Origin of the sequence: Tenacibaculum aestuariivivum (assembly GCF_964507685.1) — a bacterium.
In the GTDB taxonomy this organism is placed as follows: Bacteria; Bacteroidota; Bacteroidia; order Flavobacteriales; family Flavobacteriaceae; genus Polaribacter; species Polaribacter aestuariivivum.
Genome location: NZ_OZ208414.1, coordinates 1,732,477 through 1,750,101 on the forward strand (window position 1 = coordinate 1,732,477; position 17,625 = coordinate 1,750,101).

Sequence of the window (17,625 nt, forward strand, 5' to 3'; positions counted from 1 at the left end):
ACAAACACAATAAAAACAGTACAATGAACATTCCATCAGAATTAAAATTTACAAAAGACCACGAATGGGTTAAGATTGAAGAAGGTGTAGCTACAATAGGTATTACTGATTTTGCGCAAGGTGAATTAGGAGATATCGTTTATGTAGATGTTGATACTTTAGATGATGCTTTAGATATTGAAGAAGTTTTTGGTTCAGTAGAAGCAGTTAAAACGGTATCAGATCTTTTTATGCCTTTATCAGGAGAGGTAGTTGAGTTTAACGAAAAGTTAGAAGACGAACCAGAATTAGTAAACTCTGATCCATACGGAGAAGGTTGGATGATAAAAGTAAAGTTATCAGATAATTCACAAATAGCAGATTTGTTAAGTGCTGAAGCATATAAAGAGCTTATTAAAGGATAATTTAAAAAAAATAGCAATACTAGTAACAATTAGTATTGCTATTCTTAGCTTAATTAAAATTGGAAGCCAACCTATTCAAGTTAAAAATATAGATAAATATGAGCATATTATAGCTTATTTTTTTTTAACTTTTATATGGTTACTAGCTTTTGGTAAAACAAAAACTAATCAATTTATTATTGTTTTTTGCTGTTTTTTTTACGGCATAATTATTGAAGCTCTTCAAGTTACACTCACTACATACAGAACTGGAGACGTTTTAGATGTAATAGCAAATACGACGGGTATTTTAATAGCCTATATTGTATATTTTATTTTTTTAAGAAAAATGTAGCTATTTAAAGATTGGCTTGTAAAAGTTAGAATAAATTAATTAAATTAGCAAACTATTAAAAAACACTTAGGATGGAAATTAAGAAAAATCCAAAATCAAACTTAGAAAATTATAGTAAACTGTTTATGCAGTTAGGTTTGGTTTTAGCTTTATTTGTAACATATGTTGCAATAGAAAATAAAACATATGATAAAGAATATGGAAATTTAGGAGTTGTTAATATGGCTGCCGAAATTGAAGAAGAAACAATTGAACTTCAAATTGAGCCACCAAAACCAAAACCAAATACACCACCACCACCAGCACCAGAAAAAATTAAGGTAGTAGAGGATGAAAAAGAAGTTGAAGAAACTGTAATTGAATCAACTGAAACTGATGAATCTGAAGCCGTAGAGGTTGAAGATATACAAGAAGTAGAGGAGATTGAAGAAGTAGTAGAAGATGTACCTTTTTCTATTATTGAAGAAGTACCTGTTTTTCCAGGATGTACAGGTTCAAAGGCAGAAAAAAAAGCTTGTTTAAATAAAAAATTACAAAAGCATGTACAGCGTAATTTTGACTCTGATTTGGCTGGTGAATTAGGTTTAACTCCAGGTAAGAAAAGAATTTATGTTCAATTTAAAATAGATAAAGATGGTTCTATTACAAATGTAAATGCAAGAGCACCACACCCAAGGTTGAAAAAAGAAGCTATTCGTGTAGCAAATAAAATACCAAAAATGAAGCCAGGTAAGCAAAGAGGGCGACCTGTAAGGGTAGGATATACTTTACCTATTACTTTTAATGTAGAGTAATTAAGTATTTTAAATAAAATTAAAAAAGCAATCTAAAACGGGTTGCTTTTTTTAATGGCATGTTTCTTGTTTTAACATAATTTTAACTTAAATAATTATAATTATGAAAAAATTCAAGAAATTACCAAGTAAACAATTAGAGAAATTCTCTTCAATTTTTACACAATTAGGTTTAGTGTTAACATTATTTATTGTTTTTGTTTCATTAGAATATGAAACAGAAAAAAAAACAGCCGAAATTACCATACCGTATCATAATTTTGAAGAAACAGCCTTTAGGTTTTCGCGTGATATTGTAATCAAAAAAAATAAACCAGTAGTTAAAAAAAGAAAAGTTAAAACAATTATACCCCCTCAAGTTGTTAAAAATAATGAAGTTGTAATTCAAACGGTAGTTAAAAATTTTAATAAAAGTAAATCAATAATTAATACTGTACCTGTTAAAAAAAATAAACCAGTAACCGAAAAGGTATTAGATAATGTTATATCTATAAAAAATGTTCAAAAAGTACCCATTTTTAAAGGATGCGAAGAGTTATCTGAAGAGGAAAATAAGTTATGTTTTGAGCGTAAAATCAATAAACATATTCAGCGTTATTTTAATTCAGACATTGCTCAAGATGTAGGATTAAGTTCAGGAAAATATAATATTATTACGCAATTTATAATTGATAAACAAGGCGCTGTTACCGATATAAAAATTAGAGCCCCTCATAAAAAATTAGAAAAAGAAACTAATTATGTTATTGGTAAAATACCAAATTTTATACCAGGTAAACAAAATGATAAGCCTGTTAAAGTAAAATACACTTTACCTATTACTTTTAAAGTAGAATAAAAACTTGAACTATTAAGGTTAAGTTTTTTATTTTTGTTTTATGGATACACAAAAACTTTTTTTTGCACACGAAACAGCAATAATTGATGATAATTGTACTATTGGTTTAGGTACTAAGATATGGCACTTTAGCCATGTAATGCCTAATTGTACTATAGGAAATCATTGTACTCTAGGACAAAATGTTGTTGTTTCTCCAAAGGTTATTATAGGAAACAACGTAAAGGTTCAAAATAATGTATCTATTTATACAGGTGTTATTTGTGAAGATGATGTATTTTTAGGCCCCTCAATGGTTTTTACAAATGTAATTAATCCTAGAAGTGCAATCGTTAGGCGTAATCAATTTTTAAAAACAATTGTTAAAAAAGGAGCAAGTATTGGCGCTAATGCAACTATAATTTGTGGTAATACTATTGGTAAATATGCATTTATAGGTGCAGGAACAGTTGTAACTAAAGAAGTGTTACCTTTTGCTTTAGTTGTAGGAAACCCATCAAAACAAATAGGTTGGGTAAGTGAATACGGTCATCGATTAGAGTTTAATGAGGCAGGGGAGGCCGTTTGTATTGAAAGTAATGATAAGTATTTGTTAAATAATAATAAAGTTATTAAAATATAATTTTTTTTATATTAAAAATTTTATATATATATTTGAGTAGTGGTTTTAAAACCACTACTTTTTCTTTTTCATAGCAATTTTTCCCACTCAATTTTTTGAGTGGGTTTTTTTATAAATAACTCCCATATTAAGTAGCTATAAACAATTGTATATTCTAAAATAATAAACCACAGGTTTTCTTTCCAAGGCTCATTTGAATACGCTTGATAACTTAAAATTATCACTATGCTCCATACTATAGGAAATTGATATTTGGTAAATATAGATAGTATTAAAAGTGTTGCTATATACCAAGGATGCATTGTTGTTGTTGTAAAATAATAAAAAGATAAACCGAATAACATTGCTGTAATTAATTCGATCATTGATTTATTTTTCCTTAAAAAGGTAATTATCATTAAAAATAAAACAGTCAAAAAAGGAGTTATTTGTCCAATAATAACTATTTCATTATACCCCCTAAACAAATAGCCTATTTCTCTAAATATATAGTAAAAGCTAGCATTAAATTCGAAATTTCTAAACCATAACCCAACAGAGTTAGAATAATTAGAAGTCAATATAGGTGAGTAAAATGGTAAAAATAAACCAATGATTATAATAAAAATAATTCCGTAGAAGGTTATTAATTTTAGTATGCTGACATCTAATAGTATATTTTTTATTGATTTATTTTTAAAAAATACATGAGTATCACTTTTTATAAACCATTGAAAAAAGAGTGGTAAAAATAACAAAGGAATTAATTTTACTGTAACTGAGCAGGCTAATAGTAAAGCTGCCCATATCCATTTTTGTTGTTGTAATTGATATAAACTCCAAATTAAAAAAAGTAACATTACAGATTCAAAATGTAAATTACCTGTCATTTCTATTATGATAAATGGATTTAAAGCATAAAAAAAGATGTTTTGAATAGGTAACTTTAATTTTTCTAAGAGTTTTTTTCCAAAATATAATATTCCTATATCAGCTAGAATTATAATTATTCGCATCACAATTACACTACCTAAAATACTTTTGTTAGCAAAAATAGCAGCTATTAAAAAACATAATTGATTTATTGGAGGGTAATTAGTATAATGACTTCCGTTCATTTCGCCCATTCCTTTATATAAAGAAAGGGCTTCATTTACAGGATATTTTTGTTGTTCTATAAAATTTTCAGGTAATGATAAATATGGATTTAAGCCTTCTAAAATCATTCTTCCATCCCAAATAAAACGATAAAAATCTTGAGATAAATTGGGTGTTGCAAAAAGGAAAATCAACCGAAATAAAATAGAAATTCCAACTAAAAGTTGAAAATTATGTTGATTTTTTTTCCATAAAAAATAAGTGCTACCAAATAATGCACACCATAAAAAAAGCAGTATTGAAAAGTTTGCTCTTTCTAAAAAGTAAGCAGTATAAAAATAAAGAACACTACTAATAACAGTTAGTAGTACTGTGTTGTGTTTTTTCGAAAAAAGCATTATGCTTTTGAAAAAATTGATTTGAAAAACACGTATCCAAAACCAATAAACAACATTAAATGAAAAGGAAACAACCCAAAATCACCACCTTGATCACCAACAATAAAAGCACTATACATTCCAAAAACAAAATATAAAGCTAATAAACCTTCAATAATAACGTTTATAGAAACTTTTGTGCGAATGTATTTATTGTTTTTCCAGCCATCTTTAATACTTTTAATATTAAATTTTGGCGTACGAACAAACTCACTTTTTTTACCAAAATGTCCTTCTAAAACCGCAATAGTATTATGTAAAGAAAAACCCATTACTATGGTGAAAAAAGTAAAAAAAGCACCTATGTATTTAATGAAATTTTTAAAACCAGTACCATATATTTTTTTATACATAAACCAATAACAGATAAAAAAGATGACTGAACTTAATACAAAGAAGCTCATCATATAAAAAAAAGGCTTTAAATGAGCATATTCATTTTTTATATATAACATAGGTACACTCAAAACGGCTACCAAAAAAATACAGGTAAACATAGAGCTGTTTAGTAAATGTAATAATCCATGAGTTTTAGTTTTTATAGATATATTTTTATTGGTAATGATGCTTTTTAACATTTTCTGAAAATTTTCAGCCCCACCTTTATTCCACCTAAATTGTTGCGTTCTTGTAGCGCTAATAACAACAGGAAGTTCAGCCGGAGTTTCAACATGCTCTAAATATTTAAATTTCCAGTTTTTAAGTTGTGCTCTATAACTTAAATCAATATCTTCAGTTAAAGTATCACCTTCCCAGTTTCCAGCATCTAAAATGCAGGTTTTACGCCAAACACCTGCTGTTCCGTTAAAATTGATAAAATGACCTCTACTATTTCTACCTACTTGTTCTAAAGTAAAATGTGCATCTAAGGCAAAAGCTTGAATTTTAGTTAAGGTAGAATAATTTCTATTAATATGTCCCCATCGAGTTTGTACTACACCAATTTCAGGATTTTTAAAATAAGGAATTGTTTTTTCAAGCCAATCATCTAATGGTAAAAAATCGGCATCAAAAATAACTATGAACTCTCCTTTAGCAACTTCTAATCCTTCTTTTAAGGCGCCTGCTTTAAATCCTTGTCTGTTTTTTCGGCAAATATGCACAATATCTAACCCTGTTTTTTGAAGCCTTTTTATATGTTTTGCAGTTGAAATTACCGACTCGTCTGTAGAATCATCTAAAACCTGAATTTCTAACTTATTATTTGGATATTTTATTTTGGCTATGTTTGTTAATAAACGTTCCATAACGTATAGTTCATTAAAAACAGGTAATTGTATGGTAACAAAAGGAATTTCTTCAGGGTTTGAGAAATTAAACTTAGGAGCGTTATCTTTTTGTTTTTGAGCTTTTAAATAATTAAACAATAGGTTTAATTGTGCTAAAGCATACATAAAAATTAAAATCAATGAAATAGCATAAACTACTATTATAATATACTGTATAATCATTATTTAAAACTATATTTAAATATCCAACTTAAAATTTTAATGCCCGCAAATATACTACCTTTTACTGTTCCTGAAACCTTTGAAACGCCAATTCTGTTTCTATATTTCATTGGAATTTCTATGTAGCTTAACTTTTGTTTTAGGGCTTTTAATTGCATTTCTACTGTCCAGCCATAGGTTTTATCTTCCATATTTAAGGATAGTAATTTATCGTATTTAATGGCTCTAAAAGGCCCTAAATCGGTGAATGTTGCTCCAAAAAGTAATTTCATTAAAAAGGTAGCCAACCAATTTCCGAATATTTGTTGTGGTGTCATAGCGCCATTTTCTTGTAATTCTTTTACACGAGCACCAATTACAAAATCTATATTTTTATCTATAATAGGAGTAATAAGTTCGGTTAATTGTTCAGGATAATCAGAATAATCACCATCTAAAAAAACAATAATTGTTGGTTTTTTTTCTGATGAAGCAATATAATCCATACCTTTTAAACAAGCGTATCCATAGCCTTTTCTGTTTTCTTGTAGAACAGTAGCACCTGCATTTGTAGCGTTTTCAACTGTGGCATCTGTAGAATTATTACTAATCACAATTATTTCATCAACAATTGATGGAATATCGTTAATAACTTTTGCGATAGAATCTTGCTCATTATAAGCAGGAATAATCACTTTAATTGATTGCTTCATTTATCTTAAATCGAACAAATTATTTTCTTTTTTAAAAGATTTTAAATTTGTCCATTCTTTTATTTTTTTCCTGCTTGATATTTTTCGGCGCGAATTAATTTTTTATCATAATAGCGCAAACAATACCTATTTTTCTGGTTACTTTTTAATTAACATTTATGATTTACATTTCCTTTGCTATCATAATATAACCACCATTTCCTTTGTTTTTTGTCAATAAAATGACTTTACTTTTTCAATTGTTCTAATTTGTTGGTAAAAATACCAATATTTTACGGAGCGATTTTGCTTAAAATTACCTTCTTTTTTTAATTGTCCATTTTTATAGTAAAATTTCCAATAATCAGATGTAAAAGAATTTTTAATCCAGCCTTCTTGTTTCAAATTATCATTTTCAAAATATTTTTTTGATATGTTTTTTGCGAAAATATCATCATCGAAATAAAAAACAAGAAGATGAATAGTTTATTTTTTATTGATTAAATCCATTAAATCAACATGGTTTCCTAATAATATTTCAGTTGGATTAATTCTTCCTTTTTCAGGACCATTTTCTAATTTTAAAACTCCTCTTGGGCAAACTGCCGAGCAAACTCCACAACCAACACAACTAGAACGTACAATGTTTTCGCCTTTTTGAGCGTAGGCTCTTACGTCAATTCCTTGTTCACAATAAGTAGAACAATTTCCACAAGAAATACATTGCCCTCCGTTTGTTGTAATTCTAAATCGAGATTTAAAACGTTGTATAAAACCTAAATAAGCAGCTAAAGGACATCCAAACCTGCACCAAACACGATTTCCAAAAATAGGATAGAAGCCTGTACCAATTACACCTGCAAAAATAGCACCGATTAAAAAACCATAAATATCTTGAATTGTTTGTGTTTTAATACCGATAATTTCATTTGCACCTGAAAAGAAAGTATATAAAGCAAATCCTGTCATCACCAAAACAAAAATAAGTACTGTATGAATTATAATACGTTCTACTCTCCAAGAAAGTAACGTTTTACTTGATAATTGTCTGTAAGGGTCTCCTAGTGTTTCTGCTAATCCACCACAGCCACAAACCCATGAACAGTACCATCTTTTTCCGAAGAAATAGACCATTATAGGAACTACTACAACGGTTAAAACAACTCCCCAAACCAGAATAAATAAACCCAAACCACCGCTGGCTAATAATTCATCTAAATTCCATTTGAAGAAAAAATCATAATCTAAAGGAAAGGCATTTTTAAAGTCGTACCAAGGTTTTTCGAAGCGAACTAAAATTTCTGGAATTAAAAAAGCAAATACAATTTGAAAGAATAAAACAGAAGTTGTTCTTAAAATTTGATATTTATTATGACGGTATTTAATATACATTCTTACTGCCATTACAGACATCACGGTACAATATAAAAATCCGTATAAAAACCATTGACTTGCAGGGTTTCCACTAATAGATTTGCTAATCGGATCAACTAAATACACCCAATTTACTATAAAATCAGGATAAAAATATAACAGTATATAAAAAGTAACCAAAAAGATAAAAGCAAACCAACCAATCCAACCACGATTTGTAGCTGCGTTTAAAAATATTCCATCATTTTTGATACCTGCATTTCCTAATAAAACCACATCAGGAACGATAAAAAGTAACGCACCAATAATTCCTAAACCGAATGTTAAAAACCACATCAAACCTGTATTATCAGTAGCAAGTCCGTTTCCTGCTTTTTTAGCAAGCGCAAAACTTAAACTATGCGGTTTTCCTGATATTTTATATTGAAATTGAGTTCCTTTTTTATCCCAATTTTTTTCAGCATCATATTTTGCAATAAGTCCGTCATAATGTGCATTAGAATTTTTATAAGCTTTTATAACACGACTCGAAAATTGAAAAATATTTAAATCTTCTGAAGTTACAACAGCCTTGCTTAATTCATCATTTATAACCGTACTTTTATACTGTTTTTCTTTGATAAAAGAATCTAATTCGGCTTGTTCTAAACGGAAAGAACCTGTAAAAATAGTTCCTATAAAGATACTTAATCCGATTAAGAAAATTATTAGACCTGTTTGTTTTATGATTTTCATATATATTATGATTTACTAAAAATTCGTGTCCAACTTTTCTTTTTTAGTTGAATAGTAGTATTATTTTCTTTGTTGAATTGAGCAATTATTTCTGGTTCGTGAAGTTTATAAAATTCAGGATCAAAATTAGCATCGGCTAAATGTTCTAAGACATATTCTATAGAACGTTTTTCGGTTAAAATTTTATCAAAAAATTCATGACGCATTCTAATTCCGAAGGTATTTATTCCGATAAATTGATGTGTTTTTTTATCATAATTAATATGAATACATTTTTTCCCGCTTTCATGTTCCCAATAAAAACGAGCTTCATTTTCTTTTGTTTTTGCCCAAACCCATCCATAAGTTTGATATTCAATATCCATAAATTTGGCAGAGTTAAACCAATGCCCAGGCTTATATTCCGTTTTATTATCGCAAATAGTTTGCGCAATAGTTTCGCCCATCATTCTTCCTGTGTACCAAACGGCTTCAATAGGCGGACGCTGATTTATGGCATTATGTTGTTGGGCACAATCGCCAATTGCATAGATATTTTTAATATTTGTTTCTAAAAATCGATTTACTTTTACGCCTTTCCCTATTTCAATTTCAGATTTTTTAATAAAATCAATATTAGGAGAAACACCTGCTGTTAATCCAACAACATTACATTCAATTTCTTCACCTGTTTCTGCAATAATTATTGATTTTACCTGTCCGTTTTCATCGGATTTAATTTCTTTTAAATTGACTCCTAAACGTAAATCAATATGATTTGCTAAAATTTCTTTGTTAAGCATTGCTGATTCTTGAGCAGGTAAAACACCGTTCCAAAAACTTTTATCACGAACCAAAAATGTTACAGGAATATTTCTGCTGTGCAACATTTCTGCTAATTCTATTCCAATTAAACCGCCACCAACAATTACAGCTCTTTTACAGGTTTTATTATCGGGAGCAAATTTTTCTAATTTTTCTAAATCTTGTTTATGATACATTCCCATAACACCTTCTAAATCTTGTCCTTTCCAACCGAATTTATTGGGTTTACTTCCTGTGGCAATAATTAATTTATCATATGCTAGAGTTTCATTGTTATCAAAAATGACTTCTTTATTAGCTGTATTTATCTTAGAAACGAGTCCTTTTTTAAGTTCGATTCGGTTTTTTTTCCAAAACCAAGGTTCATAAGGTTGTGTATGCTCGAATTTTAAATGCCCCATGTACACGTACATTAAAGCAGTTCTTGAGAAAAAATATTTAGTTTCAGATGAAATAATAGTAATTTTTTTGTCTGATAATTTTCGAATATGTCTGGCAGCAGTAACACCAGAAATTCCATTACCAATAATAACAACATGTTCCATAAAAGTTGATTTGCAGTTAGGTCGTTGTTAAAGTTAATACCTTAATGGGATAAATAAATTTAGAATGAATTTAAATAGTAGATAGCTTATGTAAAATTATGTAAGAAAAAGTATCAGCTCTTTTTTTTATTTAACGGATATATTTCTTGATTGATAAAATCTTTCGGAAAATATTCATCTCCATTAAAACCAATTTCAATATTTCTACCAGAATGTGGAATGTAATTTGTTTTAAAAATATAATCCCAAATGCTTAGAGTAATTCCGAAGTTTACACCAGTTCTTCTTTCTTTAGGTAATTTTTTTGCATGATGCCAAATGTGCATTTTTGGATTGTTTAAAACATATTTTAAATAACCATAATCCCAATTAATATTTGCATGATTTAAGTGTCCGATAGTAATATTAAAAAAGTGGACTATTGCAATATCTTTTGCTGTAAATCCGCCCATAATAGCTAATGGAATATATTTCATTGAATTATAAAGTACAGGTTCCATCCAATGATAACGTAAATGTGCAGCAAATCCCATCTCTTTTACTGAGTGATGTACTTTGTGAAAATTCCATAAAAATTCATACTTGTGTAAAAGCGTATGTGTAAACCATTGTACAAAATCAATAATGATAAAAAAGGTAAAAACTCTTAGCCAAAAAGGGAATTTATTAATGTCAAAAAGCTGAAAATCAGCAATTGATAAATCAGCAATACTTAAAATATCATTAAAAAATTGTGCTGTAGAATTTGATAATGCAATCAGAATAATAAGATTCAATAGAAAAAAATTGAAGAACATATAGAAAACATCTAGCCAAAAATCTTTTCTAAAAATAGCCTGATTTTTACGCCAAGGAAAAACCATTTCTAATATCCAAACAACTAAAGAAATGATAATTAATCCGTAGAAATAATTTTCCCAGTTCAATTCCATTAAAACAGATTTTTTTATATAATTCCAATAATCAGAATAAGAATTTTTGATAATGTTTAGATAGCTATCCATATAAATTATTTGCTTAAAAATATCCTTTAAAATAAGAAAATAAAAGCAATACTTTGTTATCGATTAAATAATTTGAGCTGTTATTGAGTTTTTTAACAAAAAATTTTAATTTAAAAGATACTGAGGTAATTATTGGTACAAAAAAACCATCAAAAATTTTGATGGTTTTGTAATCGTTTAAAAAAGTATTATTACTTTTTATTATTTTCTTTAATATATTTATCTAAAGCCATAGTCATTGAAGGAGTTTCAGGAGTTGGTGCAGCAATATCTACACGTAAGCCTCTGTCTTCAACAGCTTTTATAGTTGAATTACCAAAAACAGCTATTCTTGTTTGATTTTGTTTAAAGTTAGGAAAGTTTTCAAATAAGCTATCAATTCCTGAAGGACTAAAGAATACTAAAACATCGTAAAAAACATCTTCTAAGTCAGATAAATCACTTACTACTGTTTTATATAAATCTGCACGTTTCCAGTCAATACCTAATTTATCTAATTCTTCAGGAATTAATGGTTTTAATTTATCTGAAGAAGGCAATAAAAATTTTTCTTCTTTATGTTTTTTTATCAATTTAATTAAATCAGGAAAAGTTCTACTTCCAACATAAATTTTACGTTTCCTGTATACAACATATTTTTGTAAATAGTAAGCTACAGCCTCTGATTGACAGAAGTATTTCATGGAATCTGGTACTGTAAAGCGCATTTCTTCTGCAATTCTAAAAAAATGGTCTACTGCATTTCTACTTGTTAAAATAATTGCAGTATAATTTTTTAAGTCTATTTTTTGAGCTCTAACTTCTTTTCCATCAATACCTTCAACATGAATAAAAGGACGAAAATCAATTTTCACTTTTTGTTTTTCTGCTAAGTCAAAATACGGAGAAGTTTCCGTTTTTGGAGCAGGTTGAGAGACTAAAATAGTTTTCACTTTCATATATTTTTCTCTTTACGTAGTAGTTGTTATTTTATAAACAATTAATAAGGGGGCTATTTCAAGGGTGCAAAAGTACAAAATAAAATAAAATAACTTGTGGATAACTATTTTTTTGTTATTAAATAATATTAAAAAAGCCCTGAAAATAAATAAGATACCAAAAGAAACAAGTAAGAATAATGAGTTTGTAAATGCATATTGATATATAATTATAACAGGAAATAACCATAAACTAAGACTGTTTAAGTACCCTATTTTTGAAGAAACAAAATATTTAGTAGCGTAAGTAGCCCCTAAAATATTAGATAAACTAAAATCTAAAAGATATTTTACAGTAAAAAAAATAGTAACAGTGCTTAGTGTAAGTATATAGTTTAAAAAGTTGTGTTTATATATTTCAGGTTTAATAAGTAAAAATAAAAATAATGATATTGTTATTGTTGAGAAAATAAATAGAAAAATATGAAAAGTTGAATTGAATGAAGTATTGTCATCTACTTTTTTTTTTATAAAACTAGGAGTGAAAAAAGCAAAAGCATAACTACGTAACTTATTTGGTTTTAAAAGTTTTATGTAAGCCAATACAACAATAGCAAATATAATTACTATAGTAATCCAATTATTATTAGTTATAATGCGTTCAATTGCTTGCAAGTGTATTTTTTTAGGCTATCAATTTAACACAAAATTAGTGATAATTTAGTGTATATTTGCTTAGATTTAGATGAAAATTACATGAAATCAGACGCTTTAGTTATAATACCAACTTATAACGAAAAAGAAAACATAGCGGCGATAATACAAGCAACCTTTAGTCAGGAAAAAGAGTTTGATATTTTAGTTGTTGATGATAATTCTCCTGATGGTACTGCTGGTATTGTGGAGCAATTACAAAAAACATATTCTAATAAACTTTATATTGAAAAAAGAACAGGAAAAAATGGATTAGGTACTGCCTATATTCATGGTTTTAAATGGGCTATAGCTAATAATTATGATTTTATAATTGAAATGGATGCTGATTTTTCACACAATCCAAACGATTTAATTAAATTATACAATGCTTGTGCCATTGATGGAGCTGATGTTTCTGTAGGCTCTAGATATTCAATTGGTGTAAATGTAGTTAACTGGCCAATGCGTAGAGTGTTATTATCTTATTGCGCATCTAAATATGTGCGTTTTATTACAGGAATACCTGTACATGATACCACAGCAGGTTTTGTATGTTGGAAGCGTAAAGTGTTAGAAACCATTCGATTTGATAAAATTAAATTTATAGGCTATGCTTTTCAAATTGAAATGAAATTTAAAGCATGGAAGCATCAATTTACTATAAAAGAAGTTTCTGTTATATTTACAGATAGAGTTTTAGGAACTTCAAAATTAAGTTCAGGTATTATAAAAGAGGCAGTATTCGGAGTTATAAAAATGAGATTAAAAGGTTTACCAAAATAATTATGAAGTTATACTTAATAAAAAATGCAAATATTGTTAATGAAAACAAGGTTTTTAAAGGCGATGTTTTAATAGAAGGAAATTATATAAAAGAAGTTTCAACTGAAATAAAAGCAACATCTGATGCTGAAGTTATTAATGCCGAAGGAAAATATTTAATTCCAGGTATGATTGATGATCAGGTACATTTCCGTGAGCCAGGTTTAACGCATAAAGCAAATATAGCTACAGAAAGTAAGGCAGCTATTGCAGGAGGAATTACTTCGTTTATAGAAATGCCTAATACAGTTCCGCAAGCCACAACGCAAAGTTTATTAGAAGATAAATTTCAAATAGCTTCTAAAACATCATACGCAAACTATTCATTTATGTTTGGTGGAACAAATGATAATTTAGACGAGTTGTTAAAAACAAATCCGAAAAATGTAGCAGGAATTAAATTATTCTTAGGATCATCAACCGGAAATATGTTGGTTGATAATGAAGAAACTTTAGAAAAAATATTTTCTTCTACTGATATGTTAATTTCTGTACACTGCGAAGATGAAGCAACAATTAGAAAAAATACAGCAAAATATGTAGCTAAGTATGGTGATGATATTCCTTTAAAATACCACCCAATAATTAGAAGTGAAGAAGCTTGTTATTTATCATCATCAAAAGCAATTGAATTAGCTAAAAAAACAGGAGCTAGGTTACACGTTTTTCATTTGTCAACAGAAAAAGAAACGCACTTATTCAGAAATGATATTCCGTTAGAGGAAAAGAAAATAACATCCGAAGTTTGTGTGCATCATTTATGGTTTACGGATAAAGATTATGATAAAAAGGGAACTCATATTAAGTGGAATCCTGCTGTAAAATCACAAAAAGATAAAGACGGGTTATGGAAAGCTTTATTAGATGATAGAATTGATGTTATTGCAACCGACCACGCACCTCATACTATAGAGGAAAAAGACAATGTATATACAAAAGCACCAAGTGGAGGGCCTTTAGTTCAGCATGCGGTAACGGCAATTTTAGAAAAAGTAAAACAAGGAGTTTTACCAATTGAAAAAGCGGTAGAAAAAATGTGTCATAATCCTGCAAAATTATTTAGAGTTAAAAAACGTGGCTTTATTAAAGAAGGCTATTATGCTGATTTAGTGTTGATAGATAGCCGCAAAAATTGGACAGTTTCAAAGGGTAATATTTTATATAAATGTGGCTGGTCTCCTTTTGAAGGAGTGGAATTTTCAAATAAAATTACCCATACTTTTGTTAATGGAAATTTAATGTTTGCAAATGGTGTTTTTGATGAAAAAACAAAAGGCAAGCGTTTAGAATTTAAAATATAGATGAAGCATTTTTTATACATACTTTCTTTTTGCTGTTTACTTTCTTGTACTACTAGTAATACAATATATAAGAAACCAAAAAATCTTATTCCAAAAGATTCTATGATTGCTTTGCTAACAGATATGTACATAGCATCAGCAACATATAATATTAAGGATAAATTTTTAAAGAGAGATGAGAATTATACATTTTTAGTATATCAAAAGTATAAAATAGATACTACACGTTTTACTACGAGTAATGTGTATTACACCTCTAAAACAGAGGAGTATAGTGATATGTTAAAAAAAGTTAAGTTTAATATAGATTCTTTAGAGCGTTTTTATAAACAAAAAAACATAATCAAAGATTCGTTAAATAAAGCATTTTCAACATTAAATAAAAAAGATTCTTTAAAATAATAGCCCTTGGTTAACGTATAAAATTTTTACTAATTTCATTAATTTGATTTTTAATTACTTTAAAAGTAAAATTTATTTTTGTTTCAATTTTAGAAGAAGAATAATACGATATATTATGTGAAGCCTTTGCACTATTTTTAGTAAGCAAGGGCTTTTTTTTGGTTATTATTGATATTAAAAAGCTAAGCCTCCAAACTATAGAAGTTATAATTTTTGTTACTTTTATAAATGGTCTTTTTTTATGTAAACTATCAGCAATGGCAACTAATATTTCTTTAAATGATTTGTTTTCTGCTACTAAAATAAAGCGTTCATTTTTAATATTTGATTGCATTAATAATATCATTGCTCTTACAACATCTTGAACGCCAACAAAGCCAGTAATACCATTAGTATAAAATTTTAGACCATTGTTTATTTGGGTAAATAACTCACCTGATCCTTCATTCCAAAAACCACTACCTAAAATAACACCAGGGTTTACAATAATAACATTTAATCCCTCTTGACTTCCTCTCCAAACTTCCATTTCAGCACCATATTTAGTAATGGCATAACCACTACTATCGCCGTTGTCTGACCATTCATTTTTTTCGGTAATTGGTTTAGCATTTACAGTCTCGCCAACGGCAGCAATTGAACTAACAAAACATAGTTTTTTGATGCTATTTTCAATCGAAAAATTAACAATATTAGCCGTTCCATCAATATTTACCTGACGCATTTTATCATAATATTTCGGATTAAATGAAACCAAAGCAGCACAATGATAAACTTCCGTGATATTTTTAAAAACATTCTCTAATGAAGGAATATCTGTGATATCAGCTTGTATCCAAATTATTTTAGAAAAAAGTTGTTCAATATTATCAGTATAAAAAGAAAATATTTTTTTCACATACTCTTTTTTTTCCGTTGTTCTATAAATAGCTTTAATAGAATCATTTTTTAGGGTTAAACGATATAATAAATGCGACCCCACTAAACCTGTACCACCTGTAACTAAAATCATAGTACGAAAATAGAATTTTTTAAACGATAAATGTATCTTTGTTGCTTTAAAACCTATAAAAATGACCAAAAATTTAGTAGAAGAATTACGTTGGCGTGGAATGATTCACGACATGATGCCAGGAACAGAAGAGCAATTGCAAAAAGAAATGACGGCGGCATATATTGGTTTTGATCCAACCTCTGATTCGTTACATATTGGAAGTCTAGTACCAATTATATTACTTGTGCATTTAGAAAAATCAGGGCATAAACCTGTAGCTTTAGTAGGAGGTGCAACAGGAATGATTGGTGATCCTTCAGGAAAGTCAGATGAGCGTAATTTGTTAAACGAAGAGGCTTTAGCTAAAAATGTAGCAGGAATTCAACGAACCTTAGCACGTTTTTTAAATTTTAATAGTTCTGCTAAAAATGCTCCTTTGTTGGTTAACAATTACGATTGGATGAAAGATTTTTCATTCATTGAATTTGCTAGAGATGTAGGTAAACGAATTACCGTAAACTACATGATGGGAAAAGAATCTGTTAAAAAAAGAATTTCAGGTGAAGGTGCTGGAGGGATGAGTTTTACAGAATTTACTTACCAATTAATTCAAGGATACGATTTTTATCATTTATATAAAAATCACAATTGTTTATTACAAATGGGTGGTTCAGACCAATGGGGAAACATTACTACAGGTACTGAATTAGTTCGTAGAATGAATGTTGGTGAAGAGGCAAAAGCTTACGCAATGACTTGCCCGTTAATTACCAAAGCTGATGGTTCAAAATTTGGAAAATCTGAAGGAGGAAATGTATGGTTAGATGCTGATAAAACATCTGTTTACAAGTTTTATCAATTTTGGTTAAATACTTCAGATGAAGATGCTGAAAAGTATATTAAAATTTTTACTTTTTTAGATCAACAAACGGTTGAAGATTTAATTAAAAAACATAAAGAAACACCACATGAAAGAGCGCTTCAAAAAACATTAGCAAATGCCGTTACTACTTTTGTACACTCAGAAGAAGAATTAGGAAAAGCAATTGCAGCTTCTAATATTTTATTCGGAAAATCTACTGCTGATGATTTAAAAGGTTTAGATGAACAAACTTTTTTAGATGTTTTTGATGGAGTTCCACAAGCAAAAGTTTCTAAAGATGATATTTCAGTAGGATTATCAATGATTGATGCTTTATCAGGAAAAACAAATTTCTTGAAATCAAATGGAGAAGCTAAAAGAGCCTTGAAAGAGAGTGCTGTTTCAGTAAATAAAGAAAAAGTAAAAGAAGATTTTTTAATTACTTCAGAGGAGTTAATAGCTAATAAATACGTGTTATTACAACGAGGGAAAAAGAGTTATTTTTTATTAAAAGTAATTAATTAAGAAGCTATTTTTATAT

At 28.4% G+C, this 17,625-nt stretch carries 18 protein-coding genes; 9 read left to right on the forward strand and 9 right to left on the reverse strand.

The genetic code is table 11. From position 1 onward, the window contains the following. The first annotated feature begins 23 nt into the window (after positions 1 to 23). The 5 genes from gcvH (at position 24) to ACN5J4_RS07650 (ending at position 2,992) form a co-directional block, all read left to right on the forward strand. Positions 24 to 404, forward strand: a complete 381-nt coding sequence (gcvH, locus tag ACN5J4_RS07630) for a glycine cleavage system protein GcvH (RefSeq protein ID WP_418649419.1) — start codon at positions 24 to 26, stop codon at positions 402 to 404. Continuing rightward, entirely contained in the window at positions 370 to 738 is a 369-nt protein-coding gene (locus tag ACN5J4_RS07635; protein WP_418649420.1) for a VanZ family protein, read from the forward strand. Before gcvH ends, ACN5J4_RS07635 begins: the two co-directional genes overlap by 35 nt. 71 nt (positions 739 to 809) lie before the next feature. Further along, positions 810 to 1,532 (forward strand): energy transducer TonB, encoded by a 723-nt coding sequence (locus tag ACN5J4_RS07640; protein WP_418649421.1) that lies wholly within the window; start codon positions 810 to 812, stop codon positions 1,530 to 1,532. 103 nt (positions 1,533 to 1,635) lie between these two features. Next, a complete protein-coding gene (locus ACN5J4_RS07645) occupies positions 1,636 to 2,370 on the forward strand; it encodes an energy transducer TonB (protein WP_418649422.1) in 735 nt (244 codons plus the stop codon). Between the two features lie 40 nt (positions 2,371 to 2,410). Next, complete coding sequence (locus ACN5J4_RS07650; RefSeq protein ID WP_418649423.1) at positions 2,411 to 2,992, forward strand: acyltransferase; 582 nt, start codon at positions 2,411 to 2,413, stop codon at positions 2,990 to 2,992. Between the two features lie 68 nt (positions 2,993 to 3,060). Here ACN5J4_RS07650 and ACN5J4_RS07655 read toward each other — a convergent pair whose 3' ends face one another. The 8 genes from ACN5J4_RS07655 to ACN5J4_RS07690 form a co-directional block, all read right to left on the reverse strand. Continuing rightward, positions 3,061 to 4,467 carry a mannosyltransferase gene (locus tag ACN5J4_RS07655; RefSeq protein ID WP_418649424.1) on the reverse strand — a complete coding sequence of 469 codons (1,407 nt, stop codon included), beginning with the start codon at positions 4,465 to 4,467 and terminating at the stop codon, positions 3,061 to 3,063. Continuing rightward, positions 4,467 to 5,957, reverse strand: a complete 1,491-nt coding sequence (locus tag ACN5J4_RS07660; RefSeq protein ID WP_418649425.1) for a cellulose synthase family protein — start codon at positions 5,955 to 5,957, stop codon at positions 4,467 to 4,469. The genes ACN5J4_RS07655 and ACN5J4_RS07660 overlap by 1 nt, the downstream gene beginning before the upstream one ends. After that, on the reverse strand, positions 5,957 to 6,649 hold the full coding sequence (locus ACN5J4_RS07665) for a glycosyltransferase family 2 protein (protein WP_418649426.1): 693 nt from the start codon (positions 6,647 to 6,649) through the stop codon (positions 5,957 to 5,959). The genes ACN5J4_RS07660 and ACN5J4_RS07665 overlap by 1 nt, the downstream gene beginning before the upstream one ends. 465 nt (positions 6,650 to 7,114) lie before the next feature. Further along, positions 7,115 to 8,737: a 4Fe-4S binding protein gene (locus ACN5J4_RS07670; RefSeq protein WP_418649427.1), complete on the reverse strand. Its 1,623-nt coding sequence runs from the start codon at positions 8,735 to 8,737 to the stop codon at positions 7,115 to 7,117. 5 nt (positions 8,738 to 8,742) lie between these two features. After that, complete coding sequence (locus ACN5J4_RS07675; RefSeq protein WP_418649428.1) at positions 8,743 to 10,086, reverse strand: NAD(P)/FAD-dependent oxidoreductase; 1,344 nt, start codon at positions 10,084 to 10,086, stop codon at positions 8,743 to 8,745. 113 nt (positions 10,087 to 10,199) lie between these two features. Next, positions 10,200 to 11,090, reverse strand: coding sequence for a sterol desaturase family protein (locus tag ACN5J4_RS07680; RefSeq protein WP_418649429.1), 891 nt, complete (start codon positions 11,088 to 11,090; stop codon positions 10,200 to 10,202). A gap of 191 nt (positions 11,091 to 11,281) precedes the next feature. After that, positions 11,282 to 12,028, reverse strand: a complete 747-nt coding sequence (locus ACN5J4_RS07685) for a uroporphyrinogen-III synthase (RefSeq protein WP_418649430.1) — start codon at positions 12,026 to 12,028, stop codon at positions 11,282 to 11,284. A gap of 12 nt (positions 12,029 to 12,040) precedes the next feature. After that, on the reverse strand, positions 12,041 to 12,682 hold the full coding sequence (locus ACN5J4_RS07690) for a DUF4271 domain-containing protein (protein WP_418649431.1): 642 nt from the start codon (positions 12,680 to 12,682) through the stop codon (positions 12,041 to 12,043). A gap of 81 nt (positions 12,683 to 12,763) precedes the next feature. Between ACN5J4_RS07690 and ACN5J4_RS07695 the strand changes: the two genes are divergently transcribed. Genes ACN5J4_RS07695 through ACN5J4_RS07705 form a run of 3 tightly spaced genes read left to right on the forward strand, consistent with a single transcriptional unit; the run spans position 12,764 to position 15,228 of the window. After that, positions 12,764 to 13,486 carry a polyprenol monophosphomannose synthase gene (locus tag ACN5J4_RS07695; RefSeq protein WP_418649432.1) on the forward strand — a complete coding sequence of 241 codons (723 nt, stop codon included), beginning with the start codon at positions 12,764 to 12,766 and terminating at the stop codon, positions 13,484 to 13,486. Positions 13,487 to 13,488: 2 nt separating this feature from the next. Then, the gene (locus tag ACN5J4_RS07700) at positions 13,489 to 14,826 is read left to right on the forward strand and encodes a dihydroorotase (protein WP_418649433.1); all 1,338 of its coding nucleotides are present in this window, start codon (positions 13,489 to 13,491) and stop codon (positions 14,824 to 14,826) included. After that, on the forward strand, positions 14,827 to 15,228 hold the full coding sequence (locus tag ACN5J4_RS07705) for a DUF4296 domain-containing protein (RefSeq protein ID WP_418649434.1): 402 nt from the start codon (positions 14,827 to 14,829) through the stop codon (positions 15,226 to 15,228). It begins immediately after the preceding gene. Positions 15,229 to 15,238: 10 nt separating this feature from the next. On the opposite strand, the gene ACN5J4_RS07710 is transcribed toward ACN5J4_RS07705, so the two are convergent. Continuing rightward, a complete protein-coding gene (locus ACN5J4_RS07710) occupies positions 15,239 to 16,240 on the reverse strand; it encodes an NAD-dependent epimerase/dehydratase family protein (protein WP_418649435.1) in 1,002 nt (333 codons plus the stop codon). Between the two features lie 61 nt (positions 16,241 to 16,301). Here ACN5J4_RS07710 and tyrS point away from each other — a divergent pair, with 61 nt between their 5' ends. After that, positions 16,302 to 17,609, forward strand: coding sequence for a tyrosine--tRNA ligase (gene tyrS, locus ACN5J4_RS07715; RefSeq protein ID WP_418649436.1), 1,308 nt, complete (start codon positions 16,302 to 16,304; stop codon positions 17,607 to 17,609). The last annotated feature ends 16 nt before the right edge of the window (positions 17,610 to 17,625 follow it).

What these genes read in the sequence shown, in the direction of transcription:
- ACN5J4_RS07675 (WP_418649428.1), bottom strand. Translation starts at nt 10,086, where the DNA reads ATGGAACATGTTGTTATTATTGGTAATGGAATTTCTGGTGTTACTGCT.
- ACN5J4_RS07645 (WP_418649422.1), top strand. Translation starts at nt 1,636, where the DNA reads ATGAAAAAATTCAAGAAATTACCAAGTAAACAATTAGAGAAATTCTCT.
- ACN5J4_RS07700 (WP_418649433.1), top strand. Translation starts at nt 13,489, where the DNA reads ATGAAGTTATACTTAATAAAAAATGCAAATATTGTTAATGAAAACAAG.
- ACN5J4_RS07665 (WP_418649426.1), bottom strand. Translation starts at nt 6,649, where the DNA reads ATGAAGCAATCAATTAAAGTGATTATTCCTGCTTATAATGAGCAAGAT.
- ACN5J4_RS07680 (WP_418649429.1), bottom strand. Translation starts at nt 11,090, where the DNA reads ATGGATAGCTATCTAAACATTATCAAAAATTCTTATTCTGATTATTGG.
- ACN5J4_RS07695 (WP_418649432.1), top strand. Translation starts at nt 12,764, where the DNA reads ATGAAATCAGACGCTTTAGTTATAATACCAACTTATAACGAAAAAGAA.
- ACN5J4_RS07710 (WP_418649435.1), bottom strand. Translation starts at nt 16,240, where the DNA reads ATGATTTTAGTTACAGGTGGTACAGGTTTAGTGGGGTCGCATTTATTA.
- ACN5J4_RS07655 (WP_418649424.1), bottom strand. Translation starts at nt 4,467, where the DNA reads ATGCTTTTTTCGAAAAAACACAACACAGTACTACTAACTGTTATTAGT.
- ACN5J4_RS07640 (WP_418649421.1), top strand. Translation starts at nt 810, where the DNA reads ATGGAAATTAAGAAAAATCCAAAATCAAACTTAGAAAATTATAGTAAA.
- ACN5J4_RS07685 (WP_418649430.1), bottom strand. Translation starts at nt 12,028, where the DNA reads ATGAAAGTGAAAACTATTTTAGTCTCTCAACCTGCTCCAAAAACGGAA.
- ACN5J4_RS07705 (WP_418649434.1), top strand. Translation starts at nt 14,827, where the DNA reads ATGAAGCATTTTTTATACATACTTTCTTTTTGCTGTTTACTTTCTTGT.
- gcvH (WP_418649419.1), top strand. Translation starts at nt 24, where the DNA reads ATGAACATTCCATCAGAATTAAAATTTACAAAAGACCACGAATGGGTT.
- ACN5J4_RS07660 (WP_418649425.1), bottom strand. Translation starts at nt 5,957, where the DNA reads ATGATTATACAGTATATTATAATAGTAGTTTATGCTATTTCATTGATT.
- ACN5J4_RS07670 (WP_418649427.1), bottom strand. Translation starts at nt 8,737, where the DNA reads ATGAAAATCATAAAACAAACAGGTCTAATAATTTTCTTAATCGGATTA.
- tyrS (WP_418649436.1), top strand. Translation starts at nt 16,302, where the DNA reads ATGACCAAAAATTTAGTAGAAGAATTACGTTGGCGTGGAATGATTCAC.
- ACN5J4_RS07650 (WP_418649423.1), top strand. Translation starts at nt 2,411, where the DNA reads ATGGATACACAAAAACTTTTTTTTGCACACGAAACAGCAATAATTGAT.